Origin of the sequence: Ferrovibrio sp., from assembly GCF_046297895.1 — a bacterium.
Taxonomy (GTDB): domain Bacteria; phylum Pseudomonadota; class Alphaproteobacteria; order Ferrovibrionales; family Ferrovibrionaceae; genus Ferrovibrio.
Genome location: NZ_JBKBHC010000003.1, coordinates 207,925 through 229,027, shown reverse-complemented (window position 1 = coordinate 229,027; position 21,103 = coordinate 207,925). Strand labels below are relative to the sequence as shown.

Genomic DNA, 21,103 nt, shown 5'->3' with positions numbered 1-21,103 from the left:
CCTGGTCTGGCGGCGGGACGATGCCGCCGGAGCCATCGGCGGTCGCCTTTCGCCGCCGCTGCGGCTATGGTCCGCCCCCATGTCCGATTCGCTTCAGACCGCCCGGCAGCACCAGCGGGACGGCCGCCTGGCCGAGGCCGCCGCGATCTATCAGAGCCTTCTGCGGGTCGAGCCGCAGCGGCCGGACCTGCTGCATGATTACGGCCTGCTGCATTACCGTGCCGGCCATCCGGCCGAGGGCCTCAAATATCTGAAACGGGCCCTGGCCCTGCAGCCCGATGCCGGCTGTTTCTGCAACGCGGCGCTGATGCATATCGCCCTTGGCGAGGCCTGCGAGGCTGCGCAGGCGGCCGAGCAGGCCTTGCGGCTGCAGCCCGATTATCCCGAAGCCGCCAACAACCTGGCCCTTGCGCTGGGCATGCTGGGCCGCACGGCCGAGGCGGAAGCGGCCTGCCGCAAGGCCCTGGCCCTGAGAGCGGACTTTCCCGAGGCCAGGTTCAACCTGGCGAACCTGCTGCGCGAGCAGGGCGATCTCGCCGCCAGCCAGGCGGAATACCGCGCCCTGCTGCTGCAACATCCCGATTACGTCGCCGCCCATGTCAACCTTGGCGTCGCCTGCGAACTGGCCGGCGACCTGGAGGCTGCGCTGGAGGCTTATCGTGCCGCATTTCGCCTGCAGCCCGGGCTTGTCGTGGCACGCCTGAATGCCGGACTGGCATTGCAGAAGCTGCATCGCTTCCGCGAAGCGATTGGCGTTCTGCGCGAGACGCTGAAGCATGACGACACGCTGGTGTCAGCGCATTTCGCCATCGGCCAGTGCGCCCGCGAGCTGAATGACAGCGCGATGGCGCTGGCCGCCTTTCGTCGGGCGGCCGAACTGGCGCCGGAGGATGCGCAGATCAGGGCGGCATTGTCCGGCCTGCTGAGCGCGCAGATTCCCGGCTGGCATTTCCCCATGCTGGCCGATGCGGCACGCAACGAGGCTTTCGCGGCCGCGCTGCAAAAGGCCATACGATCCGACATGACCGTTCTGGATATCGGCACCGGCTCGGGCCTGCTGGCGATGCTGGCTGCGCGGGCGGGGGCACGACATGTGGTCGCCTGCGAGGCGCATGGACTGATCGCCGAAACGGCCCGGGAGATCGTGGCCAAAAACGGCTTTGCCGAACGCATCACCGTGATCGCCAAGCGCTCCACCGAACTCGATCCCACCCGCGACCTGCCTCACCCGGCCGACCTTGTGGTGGCGGAGGTGCTGGATGCCGGCCTGACCGGCGAAGGCATGCTGCCAACCATCCGCGATGCCTTGCGCCGCCTGGCCAGGCCAGGCGCTACGGTGATTCCGGCAGCGGCCCAGGTCGTGGCCCAGGTGATGCGCCTGCCGGCCCTGCGCGCCGTGAACCCGTTGCGTGAAATCTGCGGTTTCGACCTTTCGCCCTTCGACCGATTCCGCAACCAGTCGGCCCATGGCGTGGTGCGGCTGGATCATGAACCGCACGAAGCCTTAAGCGCCGTTCTGCCGGTCTGCCGCATCGATTTCGCCAACCCGCCCGACTGGGTACAGCCGCAGACCATCGCCTGGTCGGCGCCAATCCTGCACGATGGCCCGGCGCAGGCCCTGGTTTTCTGGTTCGAACTGTGGCTGGACGACCAGATCATGCTATCGACCGGGCCGGACGGGGCCATGCGCCACTGGGGCCAGGCGGTGTGCTGGCTGCCGGAGGACCAGCCGGTTAAGGCCGGACAGACGCTGGATTTCCGCGTGATACAGGCCGACAGCTATTTCGAATTCGTACCGGCCTGAGGCCGTCCGAAAGCGCGCCGGCTTGATATAGAGCAAGGCTTCCTTAACGCAGCCGGGCTAGGGTGGCGGCATGGCTTTGCCACCGAAACAGACTCCCGGACAAGCCTCGGCCCGGCCGCCGGCCGGCGCGCCGCCGCGCCCGCTGGCTCCCAAGGCCGCACCGGCCGATGACGATGCGCCGGAGCAGGAAAAGCTGATCCCGAGCGAACTGGACGACGCCACCCATGCGGAATTCCGCATGCTTTACGATATCGCCGCCCAGAACGTGCTGTTCGCCAAACGCCAGCAATGGCGTGTGGTGGAATATTTCACCCTGCTGGGCCTGGCGCTGGTGGCGATCGGCGCGACGATTCCGTTTGCCCCGGATGTGGCGCGCTTCATTTCCGGCTTTCTGGTTTTCGTCGGTGCCGTCAGCGTCGCCGTCATCCTGATGCTGCAATCCTGGCAGGGCAACGAGCATGCCAAGATGGCCTACCTGGTTGGCGATTTCTCCAACCTGGCGCGCAGTGCGCTGCGTCGCAAACCGAAGCTGGCGAGCGATCTGCACCGCTATTTCATCCTCGCGGTGATGCTGCTCTACATCGTCGTACTGGATGTGGTGATCTTCCGCCTGCTCGGCGATATCGGCCGCTGACGACGGCTCTTCAAGCGAATCTATAGCTGTCCATCGCCAATGCGCCCAGCGTGAAGCTGGCATGCAGGCGTTCGGCTGGCGTATCGGGCGTGGCCGCGCCCAGCGCGACGTAGAGCGGCAGCAGATGCTCGTCAGTGGGGTGATTGATCGCCGCATGCGGCGCCTGGCGGCGATAATCCAGAAGGGCCGCATCGTCGCGCGCTTGCAGCTTCTCGGCCATCCATCCGGCGAAAGCCTGAGCCCATGGCGCAATAGGCCCGCTATCGGCCCGGTCGAGCAGACGCAGATTGTGGGTCAGCGAGCCGGTGGCGAAGATCAGCACGCCTTCGTCGCGCAGCGGCGCTAGCGCGCGGCCCAGCGCAAAATGATAGGCCGGATCGCGCTGCGGCTGGATCGAAAGCTGCAACACCGGAATCCCGGCTTCCGGATAGATCAGCTTCAGCGGCGACCAGGCGCCGTGATCGAGGCCGCGTTCGGAATCGAGTTTTGCCGGAATGCCGGCTGCATCCAGCAATGCCTTAATGCGGGTGGCCAGCGCGGGCGCCCCGGGTGCGGGATATAGCTGGCGATACAACGCCGGCGGGAAGCCGTAAAAATCGTGGATGGTCTCGGGCCGCACCGTGGCGCCGACTTCCGGCGTCTCGGTTTCCCAATGGGCCGAGACGGCCAGGATCGCTTTGGGCCGCGGCCAATGCTGCGAGGCCTGACGCAGGAACTGATGCGCCGGCCGCTCGGGCTCCAGCGTCAGCATGGGCGAACCATGGCTGACGAACACGGATGGCAGACGGGTCATCGGGATGCTCCTTCGGCGCGGCGCCTCAGCGGCGCCAATGAAGCATCACCTATGACGCATGCGGCAGCGCCGCAAGACGTTACTTGGCGGTCACCAACGCAGTAGCGCGTATGCGCGCCGCCGGCACGGGCCGGAAGAATCTGAACAGGCCGGCAAAAAAGGCCTGCATGGCCTCGGCCCGCAACTCGCGGGCACGGGCGGCATGGAACGCCATCTCTTCGGCGGAAACATAGCGGATCTGGAAATTCGTCATGGGAGGCCCTCCTCTGCTGGGTGGCTGATGGGAGGATAGGGTTCCAAGGCATATTCATTAATACCGATTTATGGCAGTATTTATTGACTGAAATTCATTAATGAGCAGCCCATGAACCGGTATGGCGAAATGGAGGCCTTCGTGCAGGTGGTGGAGGCCGGCGGCTTCACCGAAGCGGCCCGCAAGCTGCGCCTGAGCCCGTCTGCGGTGAGCAAGCTGATCTCCCGGCTGGAGGACCGCCTGGGGGCACGGCTGCTGCACCGGACCACGCGGCGGGTGAGCCTGACCGCCGAGGGCCGCGCCTATTTCGACGAACTGCGCGGCATTCTGGCCGAGATCGACGCCGTGGAGGCCAGTATCGGCGGCGCCGAGGCCGAGCCGCGCGGCCTGCTGCGCGTGAACGTGGCGCATGGATTCGGCATGAGCCAGATCGTGCCACTGGTGCCCGATTTCATCGCACGATATCCGCAGGTGCAGATGCAGATCAGCTTCGACGACCATATCGTCGACCTTGTCTCGGCCGGCGAAGATGTCGGCATCCGGTTGGGCCTACCCGGCGACGACACCCTGATCGCCCGCAAGCTGGGCGATTATCGCCGCATGATCTGCGGCGCGGTCAGCTACTTCGAACGCTTCGGCGTACCGCAGACGCCGGCTGATCTTGAGCATCACCGTGCCGTGCTCAGCACCAACGTGGCCTTGCTGAACCACTGGCCGATGCGCTTCCCCGATGGCCGCGTGGAGCGCGTGGCAATGCGTGGCATAGCCGCGTCCAATTCTGGCGATGCGCTCTATCGCCTGTTGCTGGATGGCATGGGCCTGGGCTTCACCGCCGATTTCCTTTGCCACAAGGATATCGCCGCCGGCCGCATCCGCACCGTGCTGGACGATTACCTGGTCGATTCATCCTGGCCGATCTATGCCGTCTATCCGGCGCGCAAGCATCTGGCCGCGAAGGTGCGTGCCTTCGTCGACTTCCTGGTCGAGCGCTTCACGCCGCAACCGCCATGGATGACGGTACCGCCCGCAACAGATCAGCCGGCGGCGCGCAGCAGGGCGGCGACGTCATCGGGTGTCTTGTCGAAGGCGCAGACGAAACGGTAGAGCCCGTCGGCCTCGCTCCAGGTATGGAACAGCGCGCCCTTGGCGCGCATCGCCGCCACCCTGTCGGCCGGCAGCTTGACGAAAACCTCGTTGGCCTGCACCAGCCAGACCACCTCCGCGCCCATGCGGCCGAAACCGTCTGCCAGCTCGCGCGCCCGCGCATTGGCCTGCCGGGCCAGCTTCAGCCACAGGCCATCCTGCAGCATGGCGAGCAGCTGCACCGACAGGAAACGCGACTTGGAAAACAGATGGCCGCCGCGCTTGCGGCGATACAGGAAGCTTTCCGCCAGTTCGGGCTTGAAGAACACCACGGCTTCCGCCGCCATGGCACCGTTCTTGGTGGCGCCGAAACTCAACACCTCGACGCCGGCACGCCAGGTCAGATCCGCCGCCGAGCAGTTCAGACCCGCCACGGCATTGGCAAAGCGCGCGCCATCCATATGCAAGCGCAGGCCATGGGCGCGACACAGATGCGCGATGGCCGCCACTTCGTCGGGTGAATAGACCGTGCCGGATTCGGTGGCCTGGGTCAGGCTGACGGCGGCGGGCTGGGGATGATGCTGCACGCCGCTCCAGCCCTGGCCAAGCGCCTGTTCCAGCGCCGTGGCCGCGATCTTGCCCTGCTCGCCCGGCAGGCCGACCAGCTTGGCACCGCCGGTATAGAATTCCGGCGCGTTGCATTCATCCACCATGATGTGGCTGTCCTGGTGGCAGTAGACCGCGCCATAGGGCGGCGCGATGCAGGCCAGCGACAGCACGTTGGCGGCCGTACCGGTGGCGACGGGAAACACGCGGCAATCGGTGTCGAAGACGCGCGAGAAGGCGGCATCCAGCTCGCTGCTGTGGATATCGCCGCCATAGGCCGTGGCATCGCCGCGATTGGCCTCGTTGAGCGCGGCCATGATCTCGGGCGCGGCGCCGGCCACGTTGTCGCTTCTGAAATCCAGGCTGGGAGCGGCCATGGGGAATCCTTTTTTATGCTTCGGTCTGGAGGGGAAAGGGATCGAACCCGGAGGCGTCGCTTCGCGGGCGGAAAGCACGCGGCGGCGCGGCACCGGCGGCATCCACCGCGCTGATCAGCCACAGCATGGCCGGATCGAAGATCATCGCGACATCCTGCGCCGAGGGTTCGGCACGGCCATTGGGATGGCTGTGCCAGTGGCCAAGGATTGTCTGCGACCCGCCGACATCGCGCAGGCGGCGCAGTTCGGCCACATGCACGGCGGGATCGAGTTCGAATTCGCGCTCGGGCGAGACAGCCAGGTTGGCGGCCGGCACGATACGCTCGACGACCAGCGCGCCACCCTCTTCGCGGCCGACCAGCAACGCGCAGGCCTCGCGCGGGAAGGCTTCCACCGCCAGCGCGGCAAACTCGGCCTGTTGCGCAATGGTCAGCCGCAGTGACATCACTTCTCGACTAGCACGGTCACGCTGCCCAGCGGTTTCAGCGTTTCGCCATCCAGCGCATAAAACCGCTCGGTGCCATCCATCAGCCGCACGCGCAGCACGATGCGGTTGCCGGTGGCCAGTACATCGGCAATGCGGCTGTTTTTCGGCAGAGTCATGGTCAGGTCTTCGACGGCGACGGCGCGTGGCGGGGATGCCGCCGCAGGTGTCGTCCGCTTGGGTCCGCCGGTCATGATCAGTACCAGCAGCAGCACCGCCAGCCCGACGAAGATGATGCCCAGACCGATGACGACGGCCTTCAGCCACCGTATCCTTGTCGCCTCTTCCGCCGTCCTGTCCGTCATTCCGTCTGGTCCTGACTTCGATGCCCGATCCATCCAGCCCGCAGATTCTGCCGCCGGTGCCGCCCGAGGCCGCCGGCGAACGGCTGGACCGTTACCTGGCCACGGCGCTGGCCGGCGGCGCGGAGGATTTTTCCCGCTCGCGCCTGAAAAACCTGATCCTCGACGGCCATGTCCGCGAGGGCGGCGTGACGATAACCGACCCCTCGCGCAAGATCAAACCGGGCGAGGTTTATGCCGTGACGCAGCCGGCGGCGGTGGCCGCCGAACCGCAGGCCCAGGCTATTCCGCTCACCATCGTCTACGAGGACGACCAGCTGATCGTGGTGGACAAACCCGCCGGCCTGGTGGTGCATCCCGCGCCCGGCAATCCCGAACGCACGCTGGTGAACGCCCTGCTGCATCATTGCGGCGACAGCCTGTCGGGCATCGGCGGCGTGAAGCGGCCCGGCATCGTGCACCGCATCGACAAGGACACGTCTGGCCTGGTGGTGGCGGCAAAAACCGACCGCGCGCATCATGCGCTGGCCGCCTTGTTCGCCGACCACGACATCGAGCGCAGTTACGACGCCCTGGTCTGGGGCCACCCCAATCCCCTGCAGGGCACCATCGAGGGTGCCATCGGCCGCGACCCGAAGGACCGCAAGCGCATGGCCATCGTCACGCGCGGCGGCAAACCGGCCGTGACGCATTACGCCACCACGAAACTGCTGTTCGACGGCAAAGGCCAGCCGGTCTGCGCGCTGGTCCGCTGCACGCTGGAGACCGGCCGCACGCACCAAATCCGCGTGCATATGACGTCGAAAGGCCATCCGCTGATCGGCGACCAGACCTATGGCCGCAGCCGCAGCCTGCAACGCTTCCAGCTCGGCGATCCGGCCCGCGCCGCCCTGGCCGGCTTCAGGCGCCAGGCCCTGCATGCCGCCACGCTGGGTTTCCGCCATCCGGTCGGTGGCAGGGCCCTGCGGTTTGAGAGCCCGCTGCCGGGGGATTTCGCCGCCCTGCTGCAGGCCCTGTCGAGCCAGCGCAACACGCCGCGCTGAGCGATCATTTGTAAACCACTGAAATTCATGAAATAATCAGACATTCCGTGTGACGGCCGGCACAAAGCGGCCAGCGGCGCCGCACTTCCGCCGCAATCGCCGGCTTCCCTCGTTGCAAATGAAAGACAGGGCACCCATTTCTGATACCGAACCGGGCCGCAATCGCCGATCAGTCCCGGACGGGGGAGTTTCCAAACCGATGAGTACCGCCACCAGTTTACCCGCGCTGTCCTCAGCCGAGGGCGGCCTTGCCCGCTACCTGGCCGAAATCCGCCGCTTCCCCATGCTGGAGCCGGAGGAGGAATTCATGCTGGCCAAGGCCTGGCGCGACCGTGGCGACGTGGAAGCCGCACACAAGCTGGTGACCAGCCATCTGCGCCTGGTGGCCAAGATCGCGATGGGCTACCGCGGCTATGGCCTGCCGGTAGGCGAACTGATCGCCGAGGGCAATGTCGGCATGATGCAGGCGGTGAAGCGCTTCGATCCCGACAAGGGCTTCCGCCTCTCCACCTATGCCATGTGGTGGATCCGCGCCTCGATCCAGGAATACATCCTGCGTTCGTGGTCGCTGGTGAAGATCGGCACGACGGCCGCGCAGAAAAAGCTGTTCTTCAACCTGCGCCGCCTGCGCGGCCAGATGAAGGCGATCGAAGGCGGCCAGCTCACGCCCGACCAGGTTGAACGGATCGCCACCCAGCTTGATGTGCCGCAGGACGAAGTGATCACCATGGATCGCCGCCTGGCGGCGCCCGACCATTCGCTCAACGCGCCTCTGCGCGGCGACGAGGAAGGCAGCAGCGAATGGCAGGATTGGCTGGTGGACGAAACGCCGAACCAGGAAGCGCGCCTGGCTGAAGGCGATGAATACGATAGCCGCAAGGCCCTGCTGGCCGCGGCGATGAAGGACCTGAACGAGCGCGAGCGCGATATCCTGGTGCAGCGCCGCCTGACCGAGGAACCCACCACGCTGGAAGACCTGTCAGCGCGTTATGGCATCAGCCGCGAGCGTGTGCGCCAGATCGAGGTGCGGGCCTTCGAGAAGCTGCAGAAGGCGGTACGCGCCGCCGCCGCAGAGCAGGGTATGAATGGCGGCGCGGTCAGCCCGGACTTCACTGCCCCGGCCTGAAGCCCGCGCCGGCCTCAGTTATCCCACTCGGGATCGTCATCGCCCAGCGCAGGCACCGGCGGGTCGAAATCCAGCATGTCGTAGACCGAGGCTGCGGGCACGGATTGCAGCCAGATCGAGGGCTCTTTGCTCCGGCGCAGCCAGTCGAGATTCTGCCTGGTCGACCCGGTCGGCGCCAGCAGAACCGACGGCACCTCCGGCACGCTTCGGCGCGCCACATAGCGCTCGCATTCATGGCGGATCGCGGTGGCCAGCGTCTGCGCCAGCTTGCGCAGGATGGTGATGTCGCGCTCGCTCCACTCGCCGGCCGAGTCATATCTTTCGCAGCGGAAGATGGCGGCGGGCTGGTTCTTGTTGTCGACCAGCAGCAGATCGAGCCGCGCGGATACCTCCGCCGGCATGGCATTCTCATGCTCAAGCACCGGGGCATCATCGGTGGTCAGGGACGCCAGACCTTCCGAAGCCGCCTTCACATAGGCATTGGTGGCCGAACGCGGGATGATGGCGCCTTCGTGGAAACGGCCCTCGCGGGCATCGAGCAGGCGCTGGCAGACCAGATTGCCGCTGTCGTCAAAAAACCAGATGCTGACCCGGCTGACCTTGGCAACCTCGACCGCATCAAGGCAGATCGCCTCGCACAGAACTGACATGGCATTTTCGCCGATGCCGAAAAGGGTGGCTTCCTGGGTTCTGAGCATGGGGCACTCCGGAGCAAAGGGCTGTTGCGGCCACTCTCTTCCGGCTTCTCGGCGGGCGGTAGTTAAGGCTCGATAATGACGGCGTTAAGATTCGATAACCTGGAACGGCAACTGAATACCTTCTTAATCGCCCACCCTTAATCCTCGAAGGGGTCCTTCATCAGGATGGTGTCGTCGCGTTCCGGCGAGGTGGACAGCAGGGCCACCGGCGCGCCGATCAGCTCCTCGATGCGGCGTACGTATTTCACCGCCGTGGCGGGCAGATCGACCCAGCTGCGCGCCCCCCTGGTGGTCTCGCTCCAGCCTTCCATTGTCTCGTAGACCGGCCTGGCCGCCGCCTGCTCCGACATCGAGGCCGGGAAGTAATCCAGCACCTTGCCGTTCACCTCGTAGCCGACGCAGAGCTTGATCTCCTTTAGGCCGTCGAGCACGTCGAGCTTGGTCAGCGCGATGCCGTGGATGCCGTTCAGCTTCACGGTCTGGCGTACCAGCACCGCATCGAACCAACCGCAGCGGCGCTTGCGGCCGGTGACGACGCCGAATTCATGCCCCTTCTCGCCCAGCCACTGGCCGATCTCGTCGGTCAATTCGGTGGGGAACGGGCCTTCGCCGACACGCGTGGTATAGGCCTTCACGATGCCGAGGATATAGCCGAGCGAACCCGGGCCCAGGCCAGAGCCGGCCGAAGCCGAACCCGCCATGGTGTTCGACGAGGTCACAAATGGATAGGTGCCGTGATCGACATCCAGCAGCGACCCCTGAGCGCCCTCGAACAGGATGCGCTTGCCGGCGCGACGGGCTTCGTCCAGGTCACGCCAAACCGGCGCGGCATAGGGCAGGATCTTCGGCGCGATCTCGGCCAGGTCCTTCAGCAGCGCCGCGCGGTCCACCAGCGGCGCACCCAGACCCTTGCGCAGGGCATTGTGATGCGCCAGCAGGCCATCGACCTTGCGGCCGAGCGAGGCCACGTCTGCCAGATCACACACGCGGATCGCGCGGCGGCCGATCTTGTCCTCATAGGCCGGGCCGATGCCGCGCCGCGTGGTGCCGATCTTCACGCCGCCATCGGTGGCGTCCTCGCGCAGGCCGTCCAGCTCGCGATGCAGCGGCAGGATCAGCGCGGCATTGTCGGCCACCTTCAGGTTATGCTCGCCGATTTCCACGCCCTGGCCACGCAGCTTGTCGATCTCGGCAAACAGCGCCCAGGGATCGACCACCACGCCGTTGCCGATCACCGCCAGCTTGTTCCGGCGCACGATGCCCGAGGGCAGCAGCGACAGCTTGTAGACGTTGTTGCCGATCACCAGCGTATGGCCGGCATTGTGGCCGCCCTGGAAACGCACCACCACATCGGCGCGCAGGCTCAGCCAGTCGACGATCTTGCCCTTGCCCTCGTCGCCCCACTGGGCGCCGACCACGACGACGTTGCTCATCTCAGGAATCCTTCAGACAGAAATTCAGACAGGCCGGACAGCCGAGCCGTCCCACCAATGGCTGCAGCCCGCGGCTTTCGCGGCCTTTTTCTCATCGCCCGCCACCGGCTCCAGCGCGGCCCAGGTGGCATGCCCCTCGGCGCGCAGCTTCGCGGCGGCCGTGCGCGGCGTGCCGAACGGCAGATACACAATCCGCAGCGCCGGACGCGGCGGCAAGGCGCGCATGACGCTGTCGAGATAGAGGGTGAAACCGGTAGCCGGTTCGCCAGCGGGCGTGTTGTAACGGCCGCCACGCCCCAGTTCGCCGCGCACATTGCGGGCAAACAGCGTGAAGGCAATGCCGGTATGGTATTCGAAACCGCGGAATTCGCCGGGATCGAGGGTCACCAGCAGGTCGGGCGCGGCGGCCGAGACCTCGCGCACCAGCGCGTCGAGATCGGTGACGATCCGGGCGGCTGCTGGCGGCAGTTTCAGTTTCTGCAGGCCATCCAGCGCCGTCCTGGCCGGACCGGCCAGCGGCAGCAGCTTCAGCAGCGTGGGCGCGGCAGCCCCGGCTGCCTCCTTCAGTTCGGCGGCATCCTTGCGATCCAGCGCCCGGCGCGCGGCGCGCGCCTGCTTCGGCTCCAGCCCATGCGCTTCCATGATCGCCGGCGCCAGCAGCGGTTGGGTTATGTCGAGCGACAAGCCGCTGACGCCCAGCGAGGCCACCGCCTCGGCCGCCAGCACGGCGACTTCCACATCGGCGCCCAGCGCCGTGGAGCCGATCAGCTCCACGCCGGCCTGGGCAAACTGCCGTTCGGGGCGAAGCTGCGTGCCGCGCACGCGCAGCACCTGGCCGGCATAGGCGAATCGCAGCGGGCGCGAAGAATCCTTCAGGCGCGTGGCGGCGATGCGCGCCACCTGCATGGTGATGTCGGTGCGCAGGCCCATCATGCGCTGCGACACCGGGTCCATGACGCGGAACATCTGGCCGGCCAGATCGGCGCCCGATCCGGCCAGCAGGGTTTCCTCGAACTCGATCAGCGGCGGCTTGACGCGGGCATAGCCTTGGGCGGCGAAGGCGGCCAGCAGGCTTTCGCTGGCCTGGGCTTCCCACTCGGCGCGCGGCGGCAGAACGTCGCGTAGGCCGGCCGGCAAAAGGCCGGCAGCCGCACTGTTCTCTCCCTCGCTCGCAGGACTGCGTCCGCGCGGTGCCATGTCCGATTGCTCTCCGGCTTACTTGTGCTTGAAGGCGGCCTTGCGCTTCTCGGCAAAGGCGCTCATGCCTTCCTTCTGGTCTTCGGTGGCGAAGGTCGAATGGAATATGCGGCGTTCGAAGCGGATGCCCTCGGCCAGGGTGGTCTCGTAGGCACGGTTCACCGATTCCTTGGCGATCATCACGATCGGGCGCGACAGCGAGCAGATCTTCTCGGCGGCCTTGATGGCCTCGTTCAGCAGATCGGCCAGCGGCACCACGCGGCTGACCAGACCCGAGCGCTCGGCCTCGGCCGCATCCATCATGCGGGCGGTGAGGCACATTTCCATCGCCTTCGACTTGCCGACAAAGCGGGTCAGGCGCTGGGTGCCGCCCGCACCCGGGATGGTGCCGAGGTTGATTTCGGGCTGACCGAATTTGGCGTTGTCGGCGGCAATGATGAAATCGCACATCATTGCCAGTTCGCAGCCGCCGCCCAGGGCATAGCCTGCCACTGCCGCGATCACCGGCTTACGGCAGGTGGCGGCGCGTTCCCAATCCTTGGTGATGAAATCCTGTTTGTAGACATCCATGTAGTTCTTCGACTGCATCTCCTTGATATCGGCGCCGGCGGCGAAAGCCTTTTCCGAGCCGGTGATGATGATGCAGCCAATGGCGTCGTCAGCCTCGAAGGCATCCAGGGCGCGCGCCATTTCGCTGGTCAGCGCCGCATTCAGCGCGTTCAGGGCCTGCGGCCGGTTCAGCGTGATCAGGCCGACGGGGCCGCGCGTTTCCACCAGGATGTTTTCATAGGCCATGACGGTTTCCTCGTTCGGATACTTTATTGATTGGGCAGGAGTTCAAAACGCACGGTGAGCGCGCCGTCGCGGCCAGTGAAGCTCAGGCGCAGCAGCTCGGCCTCGCGCCGATAGCGTTCCGCGCCGGCGCTTTGCCAGCCGAGTTGCGGCAGGGTGGCGGCATAGAACTGGCGCACGGCCGCCGCCGTGACGGCGCCCTTGGCCTCGGTATTGGCGATGCGACCCGAGGGCTTGTCGAAGACCGTGGCGGCCTCCGGGCTTTCGGCCAGGCCCGGCATCAGCGGCACATCCTCGGCAATCGAGAGGAAACCGGCAGCGGCCTGGGCCTGGGCGATGAAGAGCCCCAAAGGCAGACCCGGCGAGCTTGCACGAATCCCCGCCAGCGACAGACCGCCGGGGCTCAGGCCCAGGACGATGAGTGCAGCTAGCGCCGGGACCGGGAAAAGGCTCCAGCCGGGGCGGAACATGGCGGGGAATTTGGCAGGTCGGGGCCGGTTTTGGAAGTGCCGGGGCACTGCCGAATCGTGGCCGGGAAACCGCTATTTCTGGCAGTGGCCACAATAGAAGGTGGACCGCCCGGACTGTACGATCCGCCTGATCGGCGCACCGCAGACCTGGCAGGGATCCCCCTCGTGGTCATAGACCCGGAAGCGGGTCTGGAAATAGCCCAACTCCCCGTCGGACTGCACGTAATCCCGCAGGCTGGAGCCGCCGGCTTTGATCGCCTCGCGCAGCACCGCCTTGATCGCCGGCACCAGTTTGGCCAGCTTCTCCGGCTTGACGCCGCCTGCCAGCCGTTTCGGGTCGATGCCGGCGCGGAACAGCGCCTCGCAGACATAGATATTCCCCAGCCCGGCCACCACGGTCTGATCCAGCAGGGCGGCCTTCATGGGGGTTTTCTTGCCCTTGAGCGCCGCAGCCAGCGCGGCCGGTGTGAAGGCGTCGTCCAGCGGCTCGGGCCCCAGACCCTTCAGCAGGCGGTGTTCGGCCAGTCTGTCGGCTGGCACGAGGTCCATCATGCCGAAGCGGCGGGCATCGTTGAAGGTGGCGGCCCAGCCCTCGTCGGTGGCGAAGATCACATGATCATGTGGTCCGATATCGTTGGGCCAGCCCGATCGCAGCACCATGCGGCCCGACATGCCCAGATGGATGATCCAGACCAGGCCGCCTTCCAGGCGGATCAGGATGTATTTGGCCCGGCGCTCGAGTGCCTCGACCCGGCGGCCCTGGATGGATTTGGCGAAATTCCTGGGCAGGGGAAAGCGCAGGTCGGGCCGGCGGGCCTCGATGCGGGCGATGCGCCGGCCTTCCAGCTTGAGCGCCAGTCCGCGGCGCGTGGTTTCCACTTCGGGCAGTTCGGGCATTCCGCGGATCCTCTGGGCGTCTCTATACCGTGACGGGCCTATTTCGGCTATGGTCGGCCCCGCCATGACCGATCCGACCCAACCGTCTGAAAACGCTTCTGGAAACCAGACCCATTTCGGCTTCCAGTCCGTGCCGGAAGCCGAGAAGGCGAAACTGGTGCGCGGCGTGTTCGATTCGGTGGCCGGCAGTTACGACCTGATGAACGACGTGATGTCAGGCGGCATCCACCGCCTGTGGAAGACGGCCATGATCGACTGGCTCAACCCACGCGGCGAGATGACCGTGCTGGACCTGGCCGGCGGTACCGGCGACATCGCTTTCCGCATCGTCGAACGCGCGCCGAAGGCCCGCGTGGTGGTCGCCGATATCAATGCCGCCATGCTGGAGCAGGGCCGCAACCGCGCCATCGATACCGGCGCGCAGCACCCCGCCCGCCTGCAGAATTTAAGCTGGGCCTGCATGGATGCCGAGAAACTGGCCCTGCCCGACCGTTCCGTGGATGCGTATACCATCGCGTTTGGCATCCGCAACGTGACGCATATCGATGCCGCCCTGCGCGAGGCCTTCCGCGTACTCAAGCCCGGCGGCCGTTTCCTGTGCCTGGAATTCTCGACCGTGCGCAATCCGGCGCTGGCCAAGCTGTATGATGTCTACAGCTTCAGCCTGCTGCCCAAGCTGGGCGGCTGGATCGCAAAGGACGAGGACTCCTACCGTTATCTGGTGGAAAGCATCCGCCGCTTCCCCGACCAGGAGAGCTTCGCCGCCATGATCGCCGAGGCCGGCTTCGGCAACGTGATGGTGCGCGACCTGACCGGCGGCATCGCCGCGCTGCATTCGGCCCGCCGCATCTGAGCTACGCAGGATCACCATTGCCGTGCTGACCGACCTGCGCCACCTGCTTCGCCTGTTCGCCATCGGCCGCTGCTTCGCGCGGCAGGATGCGCTGTTCGTGCTGCGCGAGGCGCCGGTCGGCGCCGGGGCCCGCAGCCTGCTTGGCCTGTTCCAGTCGGCATTCGGCCGCCGATGGCCAGAGCGGCGCGAGGGCGAACGGCTGGCGGCGGCCCTGGGCGAGCTGGGCCCCAGCTTCATCAAGCTGGGCCAGGTGCTCTCCGTGCGGCCCGACCTGGTCGGTGCGGCCCTGGCCGAGGATCTGGGCCGGCTGCGCGACAAGCTGCCGCCGTTTTCCTGGGCGGAAGCCAGGGCGGTGATCGAGGCCGAACTGGGCGCGCCGGTGGACAGCCTGTTCGCCCATATCGAGACCGAACCGGTGGCCGCGGCCAGCGTGGCACAGGTGCATCTGGCCGAGACCAGCGATGGCCGCGCCGTGGCCGTGAAGGTGCTGCGCCCCGGTGTGGAGACGGCCTTCGCGCGCGACCTGACCCTGTTCGCCTGGCTGGCCGATGCGGCGGAGCGGCATGTGGCCGGCATGGCACGCCTGCGGCCGCGCGATGTGGTGGCCAGCTTGCGCGACTGGGTGGCGATCGAACTCGATCTGCGGCTGGAGGCGGCGGCGGCCGGCGAACTGCGCGACAATTTCTGTGACGATCCCGACGTGCTGGTGCCGGCCATCGACTGGCAGCGCACGGCGCGCCGGGTGATGACCGTGGAACGCATCCGGGGCCTGCCGATCGAGGATCGCGGGGCCTTGCAGGAGGCCGGCCTCGATCTGCACGAGCTGGCCGCGCGGGTGATCCGCGTGTTCCTCAAGCAGGCCCTGCGCGACGGCTATTTTCACGCCGACATGCACCATGGCAACCTGTTCGTTTCCACCGCGGATGGCCGGCTGGAGCTTGTCGATTTCGGGATCATGGGCCGGCTCGACCTCAAGACCCGGCGCTTCATGGCCGAGATGCTCGGCGCCTTCCTGACCGGCAACTGGCGGCGTGCGGCGGAAGTGCATTTCGAGGCCGGTTATGTGCCGGCCGACCGCGACGTGAATGCTTTCGCCCAGGCCTGCCGCTCGATTGGCGAACCGATTCTCGACCGGCCAGTGACCGAGATTTCGATCGGCCGCCTGCTGGCGCAACTGTTCCAGATCACCGAGACGTTCGGCATGCGCACGCAGACGCATCTGCTGCTGCTGCAGAAAACCATGGTGACGGTGGAAGGCGTGGCGCGCAGCCTGGATCCGGAAATCAATTTCTGGGAGGTGGCGCGGCCAGTGATTGAGGACTGGGCGCGCGACAATCTCGGCCCGGCGGCCAGACTGCGTGAGATGGCCGAGACGCTGAACGACACGCTGCGCCGGCTACCCGCCATTCTCGACGGGCTGGAGCGCTTGGCGGCGGCGCCGGCAACGGCGGCGACGGCGACGGCGACGGCAACCGGCAAGATCCAAAAGCCGGCACCGGGCCGCGCTGCGGCCTGGGCCTTGTGGGCAATCGCGCTCGGCCTGATTGCCGTGGCCGCCGCCCTGCACTGATCTCTGAACCCGAAAGCAAAAAAGAAAGGGGCCGAAACCGGCCCCTTTCCCGTGATGATCGGAGATGGAACCGATCAGAAGTCGAGGCGGGCGCCGACAATGCCAAAGTTGTTCTTCGGTTCCTGAGCAGCAGCTCCGGTATTATCGTCAAAGCTGTATTGACCAACACCGCCAAACATCTGGATTCCGGAGGCAAGCTGATAAGTCACACCGGCATGAATCCATGTCAGCTTGTCGTCTCCACGCGTCACCCCAGTACCATCGTCGGCCTTGGCAACAAAGTACTCGATACCAACTCCGATTGAACCTGGAGCTACGCCATTCGTGAGATAACGAAGGCCAACGTTCCACGCCTTACGATCATCAGAAGTAGAGATCTCTTCCTTCTTATACCCAGCGCCTAGGCTTACAGATGAACCATCGCCAAGATTGTAAGTTACGTTTGCACCCGCAGTGTAACCTTCAAGATTACGTGTGATTGTCTCCAAATCATATCGCTGATAGGCGGTGAAAACGCCAACGTCGAACGCGCCGAAAGATTCCAAATAATTTGCGACTAGCTGCCGCTGATTGGCCGGTCCAGTGCTATTGACACTCGAAATCGTGCTAGCAAGACAGGGGGACGTTGAACCCGTGCTGTCCTGGCATTCATCAGGAGCGTAGCCCAAACCGAGTTGCAGGCCTTTACCTGCCTTCGAGCCAAAATAGCGGGCCGAGTACAAATTCAGTCCTTCAGCGTCGTCATTGCCGTTGACAAATTTCATAGTAACATTCGTGGTCCGTGCCCCAGACGGAGCAACAATCGGACTAACCTGCCCAGTGAAGTCCATGGTGCTCAAACCCGGAACGGCAACTGGTGCACCATACATCATCTTTGATGCTGCGCGGTCCGTGGAACCAATCTCGGCGCGGCCATAATTGCTATGCTCGATGAACATATATGATTCATCGATTTGATCGCTTTCCGTACTGCCCTCAAGTTCGATGCGCCCACCAAAGCGGACACCATTATCCAATACGGCACGAATGTTGAAATATACTTCAGCATCACCATAGAAACCGGTGCCCCGGCGATCGACCTGATTGCTGGCGCCGTCGTCGAAATCAATGACTTTTATGCCACGGTTCATATACCCACCAACGGATACAGCGATTGGTTCTGCTTTCGTTTGAGCGGAAGCAATACCGGCGAATGCGATGGTCGTAGCAGCCACCAAGGCCGTTTGTAGAAGCAAAGTCTTATTCATGGCAGTGGTCCTTTAAATTGTTGTTGCACTGTCAGCGTAGAGAAATGACCTCAGCCCATGATTGGGGATAATCTCGCCACGAAGTGTGGTCAATGTATGTGACTCTGAGATTCTTTCACCAGTAAGAGTTTGCCGAAACAGTGTTTCTGGAAGCACAGAAAAACGTAATGGCGGTCACAATTATACATGCATGAAAAAGAGGGGCGGGATTTCTCCCGCCCCTCAGATTTTCCAATCTATGTAAGATTAGAAAGTCAGGTTTACACCAACGATGCCGAACTCGGTCTTGGTGTCGAGAGCAGCGGCACCAGTACCATCTTCAAACTGATACTGGCCAACACCAGCATAAGTCAGTATGCCAGGCGCGAGCTGATAGGTCAGGCCGAGGCTAACCCAGCTCGACTTGTCCTCACGGCTGTCACCGATGCCATTGTCCGCCTTGGCAGCGAAATACTCAACGCCAAGACCAATCGAACCGGCGGCAGCGCCATTGGTCAGATACCGCAAGCCGATGTTCCAAGCGTTTCGATCCTGAGTGCCGAGGGTACCAGCAGCGGCATTCTTGTTCTCAGCGATATCCTCTTTCTTGTAGCCACCACCGAGCGACACCGTCGAACCATCGCCGACGTTGTAGGTCAGAGCGGTACCCAGGGTCCAGCCGCCGAGATTCTTGGCATTCAGGCTGGTAGCCGCAGTACCGGTGTTCTCCAGATCGAACCGCTGAACCGCGCCATACAGGGCGAGGTCAACACTCCCGAACGACTCAAGATAGTTCGCAGCTACCTGGCGCTGGTTTGCATACCGCGGAGCGGCAACCGTACCATTGGCATCAATCGAGCTAATGTTAGCAAGGCAGGCATTCTCCGAACCACCGGAAGCCGTGGCTGCCGAATCCTGGCAGTTGTCAGGCGCCCACGAGAAGCCAACCTGCAGGCCCTTGCCGGCTTTCGAGCCGAAATACCGGGCCGTGTAGAGGTTGATGCCCTCGGCATCATCGCTGCCCGAACGGAAGCGCATGAGCGGACCAAGCGCCGAGTTGCCCGTCGGGGTCACAATCGGATTGGCTTCCGTCGAGAAAACTACCGTATTCAGGTTCGGGATAGCTGTCGGAGCGCCGTAGATCATCTTGGTCGCGACGCGATCAGTCGAACCCAGTTCCATACGACCAACGTTATCATGTTCCATGAACATGTAAGATTCGTCGATCTGGTCGCCTTCGCTCTGGCCTTCCAACTCGATACGGCCGCCAACGCGCAGACCGTTATCCAGCACGGCGCGAATATTGAACCACACCTCCGAATCACCGAACATACCGGTGCTGCGGACGTCGGTCTGGCCGGTCTTACCGTCCTCAAAGTTGTTAAACCGCACACCACGGTTCATATAGCCGCCAACGGTCACACCGATCGGCTCAGCCTTTACCGTCTGCGCTGAAGCAAAGTCGGCCACGAACAGGCCGACCGCAGCAACAAGAGCGGTTTGCAGAAGCAGCGTCTTTTTCATTTCCTCTTTCCTCTCCCACCGGGATTAGGGTTGCAGTGCTAGTCACTAGCAAATGAACAGCCAGCCTTGCAGGGCTGAGTGATCCTGGAGATCAAGCCATCGCCCCCAGCAAGTGTCAATGAAAGCTACTTTTTTGAGAGTTCTTTTGATTCTTGTGTTGCATTATCGACACACCCAACTCTCCAAACCTTGATTTTAGCCACGATTTTCTAAATTGTTTTTTTAAAACAATGCATTAACCATGTAAAAAATACATCAATTATGCTAAATTCTCGCCGACTTCCGTAAACGATACGCTCTGGCGGCCTGTGGAACACCATTCTCAGTTCTTATTGAGCCATCAGTGAAAGCTGCAATTTTAAAGCCTGACTTATCAGCGCACTCTTCAATGTAGTTAATAGAGTGGCGATAACGACCGGTGGTCATTAAATCAACCGGACGATCTATTTCAGTGTTTAATTCTATAGTGAAAAATATATTCCCGTCTTTCGATAGTGATGAAGTAAATAAAGCAAAAAGTTCATCAAGGTATCCAATATAAATGAATACATCTGATGCCAAAATCGTATCATATTTATTTTTAGATTTCTTGAGGAATTCATGTATTTCAGCTTGATATAAACAATCATAGTTTCGTTTTGCTGCCTGAGCCAGCATTCTGGGGGATATATCAACGCCATCTAATTTCGTAGAGTATTTTGAGAAATAAATTGAATTAAGGCCCGTTCCACACCCTAAATCTAAAGTATATCTTGAATTTGCCGCCCAAGAATCAGGTATCAGTGAAGCAATCATTTCGGGCCCTTTATAATCTAGAGCTAACAGATGCTCATCAAAACTATCCGCATGTTGGTTAAAAACCCAAAGGATGTAGTCTATGGGCGCCCTGCTAGGAGGTTCCCCACCTTCAAGCATATCTATCATGTGCTTAATTGCACCAGACTGAGGCAATAATTCATAGGCACGACGAAAAGCGCCCAAAGCCTCAGACCCTTTATTCATTTCGAGATAGCATTGCCCCAGACCAATCCACGCTACGGCTGAATTCATATTCTCAATAATATTCAAATATACTTTTACAGCCTCACCAAATTGGCTTGAGTTTTGATAAGCCCATGCCTTGGAAAATAGATGTTTGTAGTTGTCGGGAATCATTCAAATTACCGCATTAATCTAAACTAATTATCTGCGCCTGCATCAAACTATCAATGAAAGATTTTCATCTCAATAATTGGCCTTAACCCATAATTGTGATATCGGCTGTCCTAGTAGTGTTGTTAACTTTTCAATGATCTGCTTTGAGGAGTGCTACCTAATGGGAATATGGTGGCGGAGTATATATCTAGGGGTCGTTATAATGTCGGCTTCTGTTTTGGCAGCTTGCCAATCTACCGGCGGCGAAGGCGGGGCTTTCCCTCAAAAAACAGGTCAAGACACATATGATCCTGCTGGTTCTGGAAAACAGCAAGTGGGGTTATTTGGAACCGGTGGTATCTTTAGTTCCGGCGGCGCCAAAAAGGAAGACCCCGGTGCAGGCTCGGGCATCGGCGTGAACAGCTACCTCTGGCGCGCCAGTCTGGACACCGTCTCCTTCATGCCGCTCACCTCGGCCGATCCCTTCGGCGGGGTGATCATCACCGACTGGTATACGCCGCCGCAAACCCCCGGCGAGCGGTTCAAGGTTACGGTCTACATTCTCGACCGGTCCCTGCGCGCCGACGGCCTGCGCGTGGGCGTGTTCCGCCAGGTGCGCCAGGGCGACAGCTGGGCCGACCAGCCGGCCGCCCCCAACACGGCCACCACGATGGAAAACGCCATTCTGCAGCGCGCCCGCGAATTCCGCATGGAGGCCGAGGCCAGGCGCTGATCCCCGCTGATCCCCGGCGCTGCCCCCGGCGCCGGCGCGGACCCTCCCTCTGCCCACGCCGCTCACACTGG

Annotated in this window: 22 protein-coding genes; 8 read left to right on the top strand and 14 right to left on the bottom strand. The window is 63.1% G+C overall.

Annotated features, from left to right (window positions below):
- Nucleotides 1–79: 79 nt before the first annotated feature.
- Together ACK4FK_RS06085 and ACK4FK_RS06080 are read left to right on the top strand one after the other, a co-directional pair.
- Nucleotides 80–1,804, top strand: a complete 1,725-nt coding sequence (locus ACK4FK_RS06085) for a tetratricopeptide repeat protein (protein WP_409742563.1) — start codon at nucleotides 80–82, stop codon at nucleotides 1,802–1,804.
- A 70-nt stretch (nucleotides 1,805–1,874) separates the two neighbouring features.
- On the top strand, nucleotides 1,875–2,438 hold the full coding sequence (locus tag ACK4FK_RS06080) for a hypothetical protein (RefSeq protein WP_409742560.1): 564 nt from the start codon (nucleotides 1,875–1,877) through the stop codon (nucleotides 2,436–2,438).
- A 10-nt stretch (nucleotides 2,439–2,448) separates the two neighbouring features.
- Here the strand turns inward: ACK4FK_RS06080 and ACK4FK_RS06075 are convergent, their stop codons facing one another.
- Nucleotides 2,449–3,231: a DODA-type extradiol aromatic ring-opening family dioxygenase gene (locus ACK4FK_RS06075; RefSeq protein WP_409742557.1), complete on the bottom strand. Its 783-nt coding sequence runs from the start codon at nucleotides 3,229–3,231 to the stop codon at nucleotides 2,449–2,451.
- A gap of 79 nt (nucleotides 3,232–3,310) precedes the next feature.
- On the bottom strand, nucleotides 3,311–3,484 hold the full coding sequence (locus ACK4FK_RS06070) for a hypothetical protein (RefSeq protein WP_409742555.1): 174 nt from the start codon (nucleotides 3,482–3,484) through the stop codon (nucleotides 3,311–3,313).
- A 111-nt stretch (nucleotides 3,485–3,595) separates the two neighbouring features.
- Here ACK4FK_RS06070 and ACK4FK_RS06065 point away from each other — a divergent pair, with 111 nt between their 5' ends.
- Nucleotides 3,596–4,588: a LysR family transcriptional regulator gene (locus tag ACK4FK_RS06065; protein ID WP_409742552.1), complete on the top strand. Its 993-nt coding sequence runs from the start codon at nucleotides 3,596–3,598 to the stop codon at nucleotides 4,586–4,588.
- On the opposite strand, the gene ACK4FK_RS06060 is transcribed toward ACK4FK_RS06065, so the two are convergent.
- From ACK4FK_RS06060 to ACK4FK_RS06050, 3 genes are read right to left on the bottom strand one after another with little or no spacing between them, the layout of a single operon-like run.
- Entirely contained in the window at nucleotides 4,519–5,550 is a 1,032-nt protein-coding gene (locus tag ACK4FK_RS06060) for a threonine aldolase family protein (RefSeq protein WP_409742549.1), read from the bottom strand. The genes ACK4FK_RS06065 and ACK4FK_RS06060 overlap by 70 nt on opposite strands.
- 13 nt (nucleotides 5,551–5,563) lie before the next feature.
- On the bottom strand, nucleotides 5,564–5,995 hold the full coding sequence (locus tag ACK4FK_RS06055; RefSeq protein ID WP_409742546.1) for a M67 family metallopeptidase: 432 nt from the start codon (nucleotides 5,993–5,995) through the stop codon (nucleotides 5,564–5,566).
- On the bottom strand, nucleotides 5,995–6,339 hold the full coding sequence (locus ACK4FK_RS06050) for a hypothetical protein (protein ID WP_409742544.1): 345 nt from the start codon (nucleotides 6,337–6,339) through the stop codon (nucleotides 5,995–5,997). The genes ACK4FK_RS06055 and ACK4FK_RS06050 overlap by 1 nt, the downstream gene beginning before the upstream one ends.
- A gap of 20 nt (nucleotides 6,340–6,359) precedes the next feature.
- On the opposite strand from ACK4FK_RS06050, the gene ACK4FK_RS06045 reads away from it, so the two are divergent.
- Both ACK4FK_RS06045 and rpoH read left to right on the top strand, forming a co-directional pair.
- Nucleotides 6,360–7,379 (top strand): RluA family pseudouridine synthase, encoded by a 1,020-nt coding sequence (locus tag ACK4FK_RS06045; protein WP_409742541.1) that lies wholly within the window; start codon nucleotides 6,360–6,362, stop codon nucleotides 7,377–7,379.
- A 199-nt stretch (nucleotides 7,380–7,578) separates the two neighbouring features.
- Nucleotides 7,579–8,505: an RNA polymerase sigma factor RpoH gene (gene rpoH / locus ACK4FK_RS06040; protein ID WP_409742538.1), complete on the top strand. Its 927-nt coding sequence runs from the start codon at nucleotides 7,579–7,581 to the stop codon at nucleotides 8,503–8,505.
- A 14-nt stretch (nucleotides 8,506–8,519) separates the two neighbouring features.
- Here rpoH and ACK4FK_RS06035 read toward each other — a convergent pair whose 3' ends face one another.
- From ACK4FK_RS06035 to mutM, 6 genes are all read right to left on the bottom strand, one after another.
- On the bottom strand, nucleotides 8,520–9,203 hold the full coding sequence (locus tag ACK4FK_RS06035) for a hypothetical protein (RefSeq protein WP_409742535.1): 684 nt from the start codon (nucleotides 9,201–9,203) through the stop codon (nucleotides 8,520–8,522).
- Nucleotides 9,204–9,340: 137 nt separating this feature from the next.
- Complete coding sequence (locus ACK4FK_RS06030) at nucleotides 9,341–10,636, bottom strand: adenylosuccinate synthase (protein ID WP_409742532.1); 1,296 nt, start codon at nucleotides 10,634–10,636, stop codon at nucleotides 9,341–9,343.
- Nucleotides 10,637–10,660: 24 nt separating this feature from the next.
- Complete coding sequence (locus ACK4FK_RS06025; protein ID WP_409742529.1) at nucleotides 10,661–11,833, bottom strand: ATP phosphoribosyltransferase regulatory subunit; 1,173 nt, start codon at nucleotides 11,831–11,833, stop codon at nucleotides 10,661–10,663.
- Nucleotides 11,834–11,851: 18 nt separating this feature from the next.
- Nucleotides 11,852–12,628 (bottom strand): enoyl-CoA hydratase, encoded by a 777-nt coding sequence (locus tag ACK4FK_RS06020; RefSeq protein ID WP_409742527.1) that lies wholly within the window; start codon nucleotides 12,626–12,628, stop codon nucleotides 11,852–11,854.
- A 23-nt stretch (nucleotides 12,629–12,651) separates the two neighbouring features.
- The gene (locus ACK4FK_RS06015; RefSeq protein WP_409742524.1) at nucleotides 12,652–12,975 is read right to left on the bottom strand and encodes a hypothetical protein; all 324 of its coding nucleotides are present in this window, start codon (nucleotides 12,973–12,975) and stop codon (nucleotides 12,652–12,654) included.
- Between the two features lie 192 nt (nucleotides 12,976–13,167).
- Nucleotides 13,168–13,992, bottom strand: a complete 825-nt coding sequence (mutM, locus tag ACK4FK_RS06010; protein ID WP_409742522.1) for a bifunctional DNA-formamidopyrimidine glycosylase/DNA-(apurinic or apyrimidinic site) lyase — start codon at nucleotides 13,990–13,992, stop codon at nucleotides 13,168–13,170.
- A 64-nt stretch (nucleotides 13,993–14,056) separates the two neighbouring features.
- On the opposite strand from mutM, the gene ubiE reads away from it, so the two are divergent.
- Complete coding sequence (gene ubiE, locus ACK4FK_RS06005) at nucleotides 14,057–14,845, top strand: bifunctional demethylmenaquinone methyltransferase/2-methoxy-6-polyprenyl-1,4-benzoquinol methylase UbiE (RefSeq protein WP_409742519.1); 789 nt, start codon at nucleotides 14,057–14,059, stop codon at nucleotides 14,843–14,845.
- 22 nt (nucleotides 14,846–14,867) lie between these two features.
- Nucleotides 14,868–16,415, top strand: a complete 1,548-nt coding sequence (gene ubiB, locus ACK4FK_RS06000) for a 2-polyprenylphenol 6-hydroxylase (protein WP_409742516.1) — start codon at nucleotides 14,868–14,870, stop codon at nucleotides 16,413–16,415.
- A 74-nt stretch (nucleotides 16,416–16,489) separates the two neighbouring features.
- On the opposite strand, the gene ACK4FK_RS05995 is transcribed toward ubiB, so the two are convergent.
- The 3 genes from ACK4FK_RS05995 to ACK4FK_RS05985 form a co-directional block, all read right to left on the bottom strand.
- Nucleotides 16,490–17,662 carry a porin gene (locus ACK4FK_RS05995; protein ID WP_409742513.1) on the bottom strand — a complete coding sequence of 391 codons (1,173 nt, stop codon included), beginning with the start codon at nucleotides 17,660–17,662 and terminating at the stop codon, nucleotides 16,490–16,492.
- Between the two features lie 246 nt (nucleotides 17,663–17,908).
- Nucleotides 17,909–19,165, bottom strand: coding sequence for a porin (locus tag ACK4FK_RS05990; RefSeq protein WP_409742510.1), 1,257 nt, complete (start codon nucleotides 19,163–19,165; stop codon nucleotides 17,909–17,911).
- A 264-nt stretch (nucleotides 19,166–19,429) separates the two neighbouring features.
- On the bottom strand, nucleotides 19,430–20,320 hold the full coding sequence (locus ACK4FK_RS05985) for a methyltransferase (RefSeq protein WP_409742507.1): 891 nt from the start codon (nucleotides 20,318–20,320) through the stop codon (nucleotides 19,430–19,432).
- 394 nt (nucleotides 20,321–20,714) lie between these two features.
- Here ACK4FK_RS05985 and ACK4FK_RS05980 point away from each other — a divergent pair, with 394 nt between their 5' ends.
- Nucleotides 20,715–21,032, top strand: a complete 318-nt coding sequence (locus tag ACK4FK_RS05980; protein WP_409742504.1) for a DUF3576 domain-containing protein — start codon at nucleotides 20,715–20,717, stop codon at nucleotides 21,030–21,032.
- Nucleotides 21,033–21,103 lie beyond the last annotated feature (71 nt).

What these genes read in the sequence shown, in the direction of transcription:
- ACK4FK_RS06085 (WP_409742563.1), top strand. Translation starts at nt 80, where the DNA reads ATGTCCGATTCGCTTCAGACCGCCCGGCAGCACCAGCGGGACGGCCGC.
- ACK4FK_RS06080 (WP_409742560.1), top strand. Translation starts at nt 1,875, where the DNA reads ATGGCTTTGCCACCGAAACAGACTCCCGGACAAGCCTCGGCCCGGCCG.
- ACK4FK_RS06075 (WP_409742557.1), bottom strand. Translation starts at nt 3,231, where the DNA reads ATGACCCGTCTGCCATCCGTGTTCGTCAGCCATGGTTCGCCCATGCTG.
- ACK4FK_RS06070 (WP_409742555.1), bottom strand. Translation starts at nt 3,484, where the DNA reads ATGACGAATTTCCAGATCCGCTATGTTTCCGCCGAAGAGATGGCGTTC.
- ACK4FK_RS06065 (WP_409742552.1), top strand. Translation starts at nt 3,596, where the DNA reads ATGAACCGGTATGGCGAAATGGAGGCCTTCGTGCAGGTGGTGGAGGCC.
- ACK4FK_RS06060 (WP_409742549.1), bottom strand. Translation starts at nt 5,550, where the DNA reads ATGGCCGCTCCCAGCCTGGATTTCAGAAGCGACAACGTGGCCGGCGCC.
- ACK4FK_RS06055 (WP_409742546.1), bottom strand. Translation starts at nt 5,995, where the DNA reads ATGTCACTGCGGCTGACCATTGCGCAACAGGCCGAGTTTGCCGCGCTG.
- ACK4FK_RS06050 (WP_409742544.1), bottom strand. Translation starts at nt 6,339, where the DNA reads ATGACGGACAGGACGGCGGAAGAGGCGACAAGGATACGGTGGCTGAAG.
- ACK4FK_RS06045 (WP_409742541.1), top strand. Translation starts at nt 6,360, where the DNA reads ATGCCCGATCCATCCAGCCCGCAGATTCTGCCGCCGGTGCCGCCCGAG.
- rpoH (WP_409742538.1), top strand. Translation starts at nt 7,579, where the DNA reads ATGAGTACCGCCACCAGTTTACCCGCGCTGTCCTCAGCCGAGGGCGGC.
- ACK4FK_RS06035 (WP_409742535.1), bottom strand. Translation starts at nt 9,203, where the DNA reads ATGCTCAGAACCCAGGAAGCCACCCTTTTCGGCATCGGCGAAAATGCC.
- ACK4FK_RS06030 (WP_409742532.1), bottom strand. Translation starts at nt 10,636, where the DNA reads ATGAGCAACGTCGTCGTGGTCGGCGCCCAGTGGGGCGACGAGGGCAAG.
- ACK4FK_RS06025 (WP_409742529.1), bottom strand. Translation starts at nt 11,833, where the DNA reads ATGGCACCGCGCGGACGCAGTCCTGCGAGCGAGGGAGAGAACAGTGCG.
- ACK4FK_RS06020 (WP_409742527.1), bottom strand. Translation starts at nt 12,628, where the DNA reads ATGGCCTATGAAAACATCCTGGTGGAAACGCGCGGCCCCGTCGGCCTG.
- mutM (WP_409742522.1), bottom strand. Translation starts at nt 13,992, where the DNA reads ATGCCCGAACTGCCCGAAGTGGAAACCACGCGCCGCGGACTGGCGCTC.
- ubiE (WP_409742519.1), top strand. Translation starts at nt 14,057, where the DNA reads ATGACCGATCCGACCCAACCGTCTGAAAACGCTTCTGGAAACCAGACC.
- ACK4FK_RS05995 (WP_409742513.1), bottom strand. Translation starts at nt 17,662, where the DNA reads ATGAATAAGACTTTGCTTCTACAAACGGCCTTGGTGGCTGCTACGACC.
- ACK4FK_RS05990 (WP_409742510.1), bottom strand. Translation starts at nt 19,165, where the DNA reads ATGAAAAAGACGCTGCTTCTGCAAACCGCTCTTGTTGCTGCGGTCGGC.
- ACK4FK_RS05985 (WP_409742507.1), bottom strand. Translation starts at nt 20,320, where the DNA reads ATGATTCCCGACAACTACAAACATCTATTTTCCAAGGCATGGGCTTAT.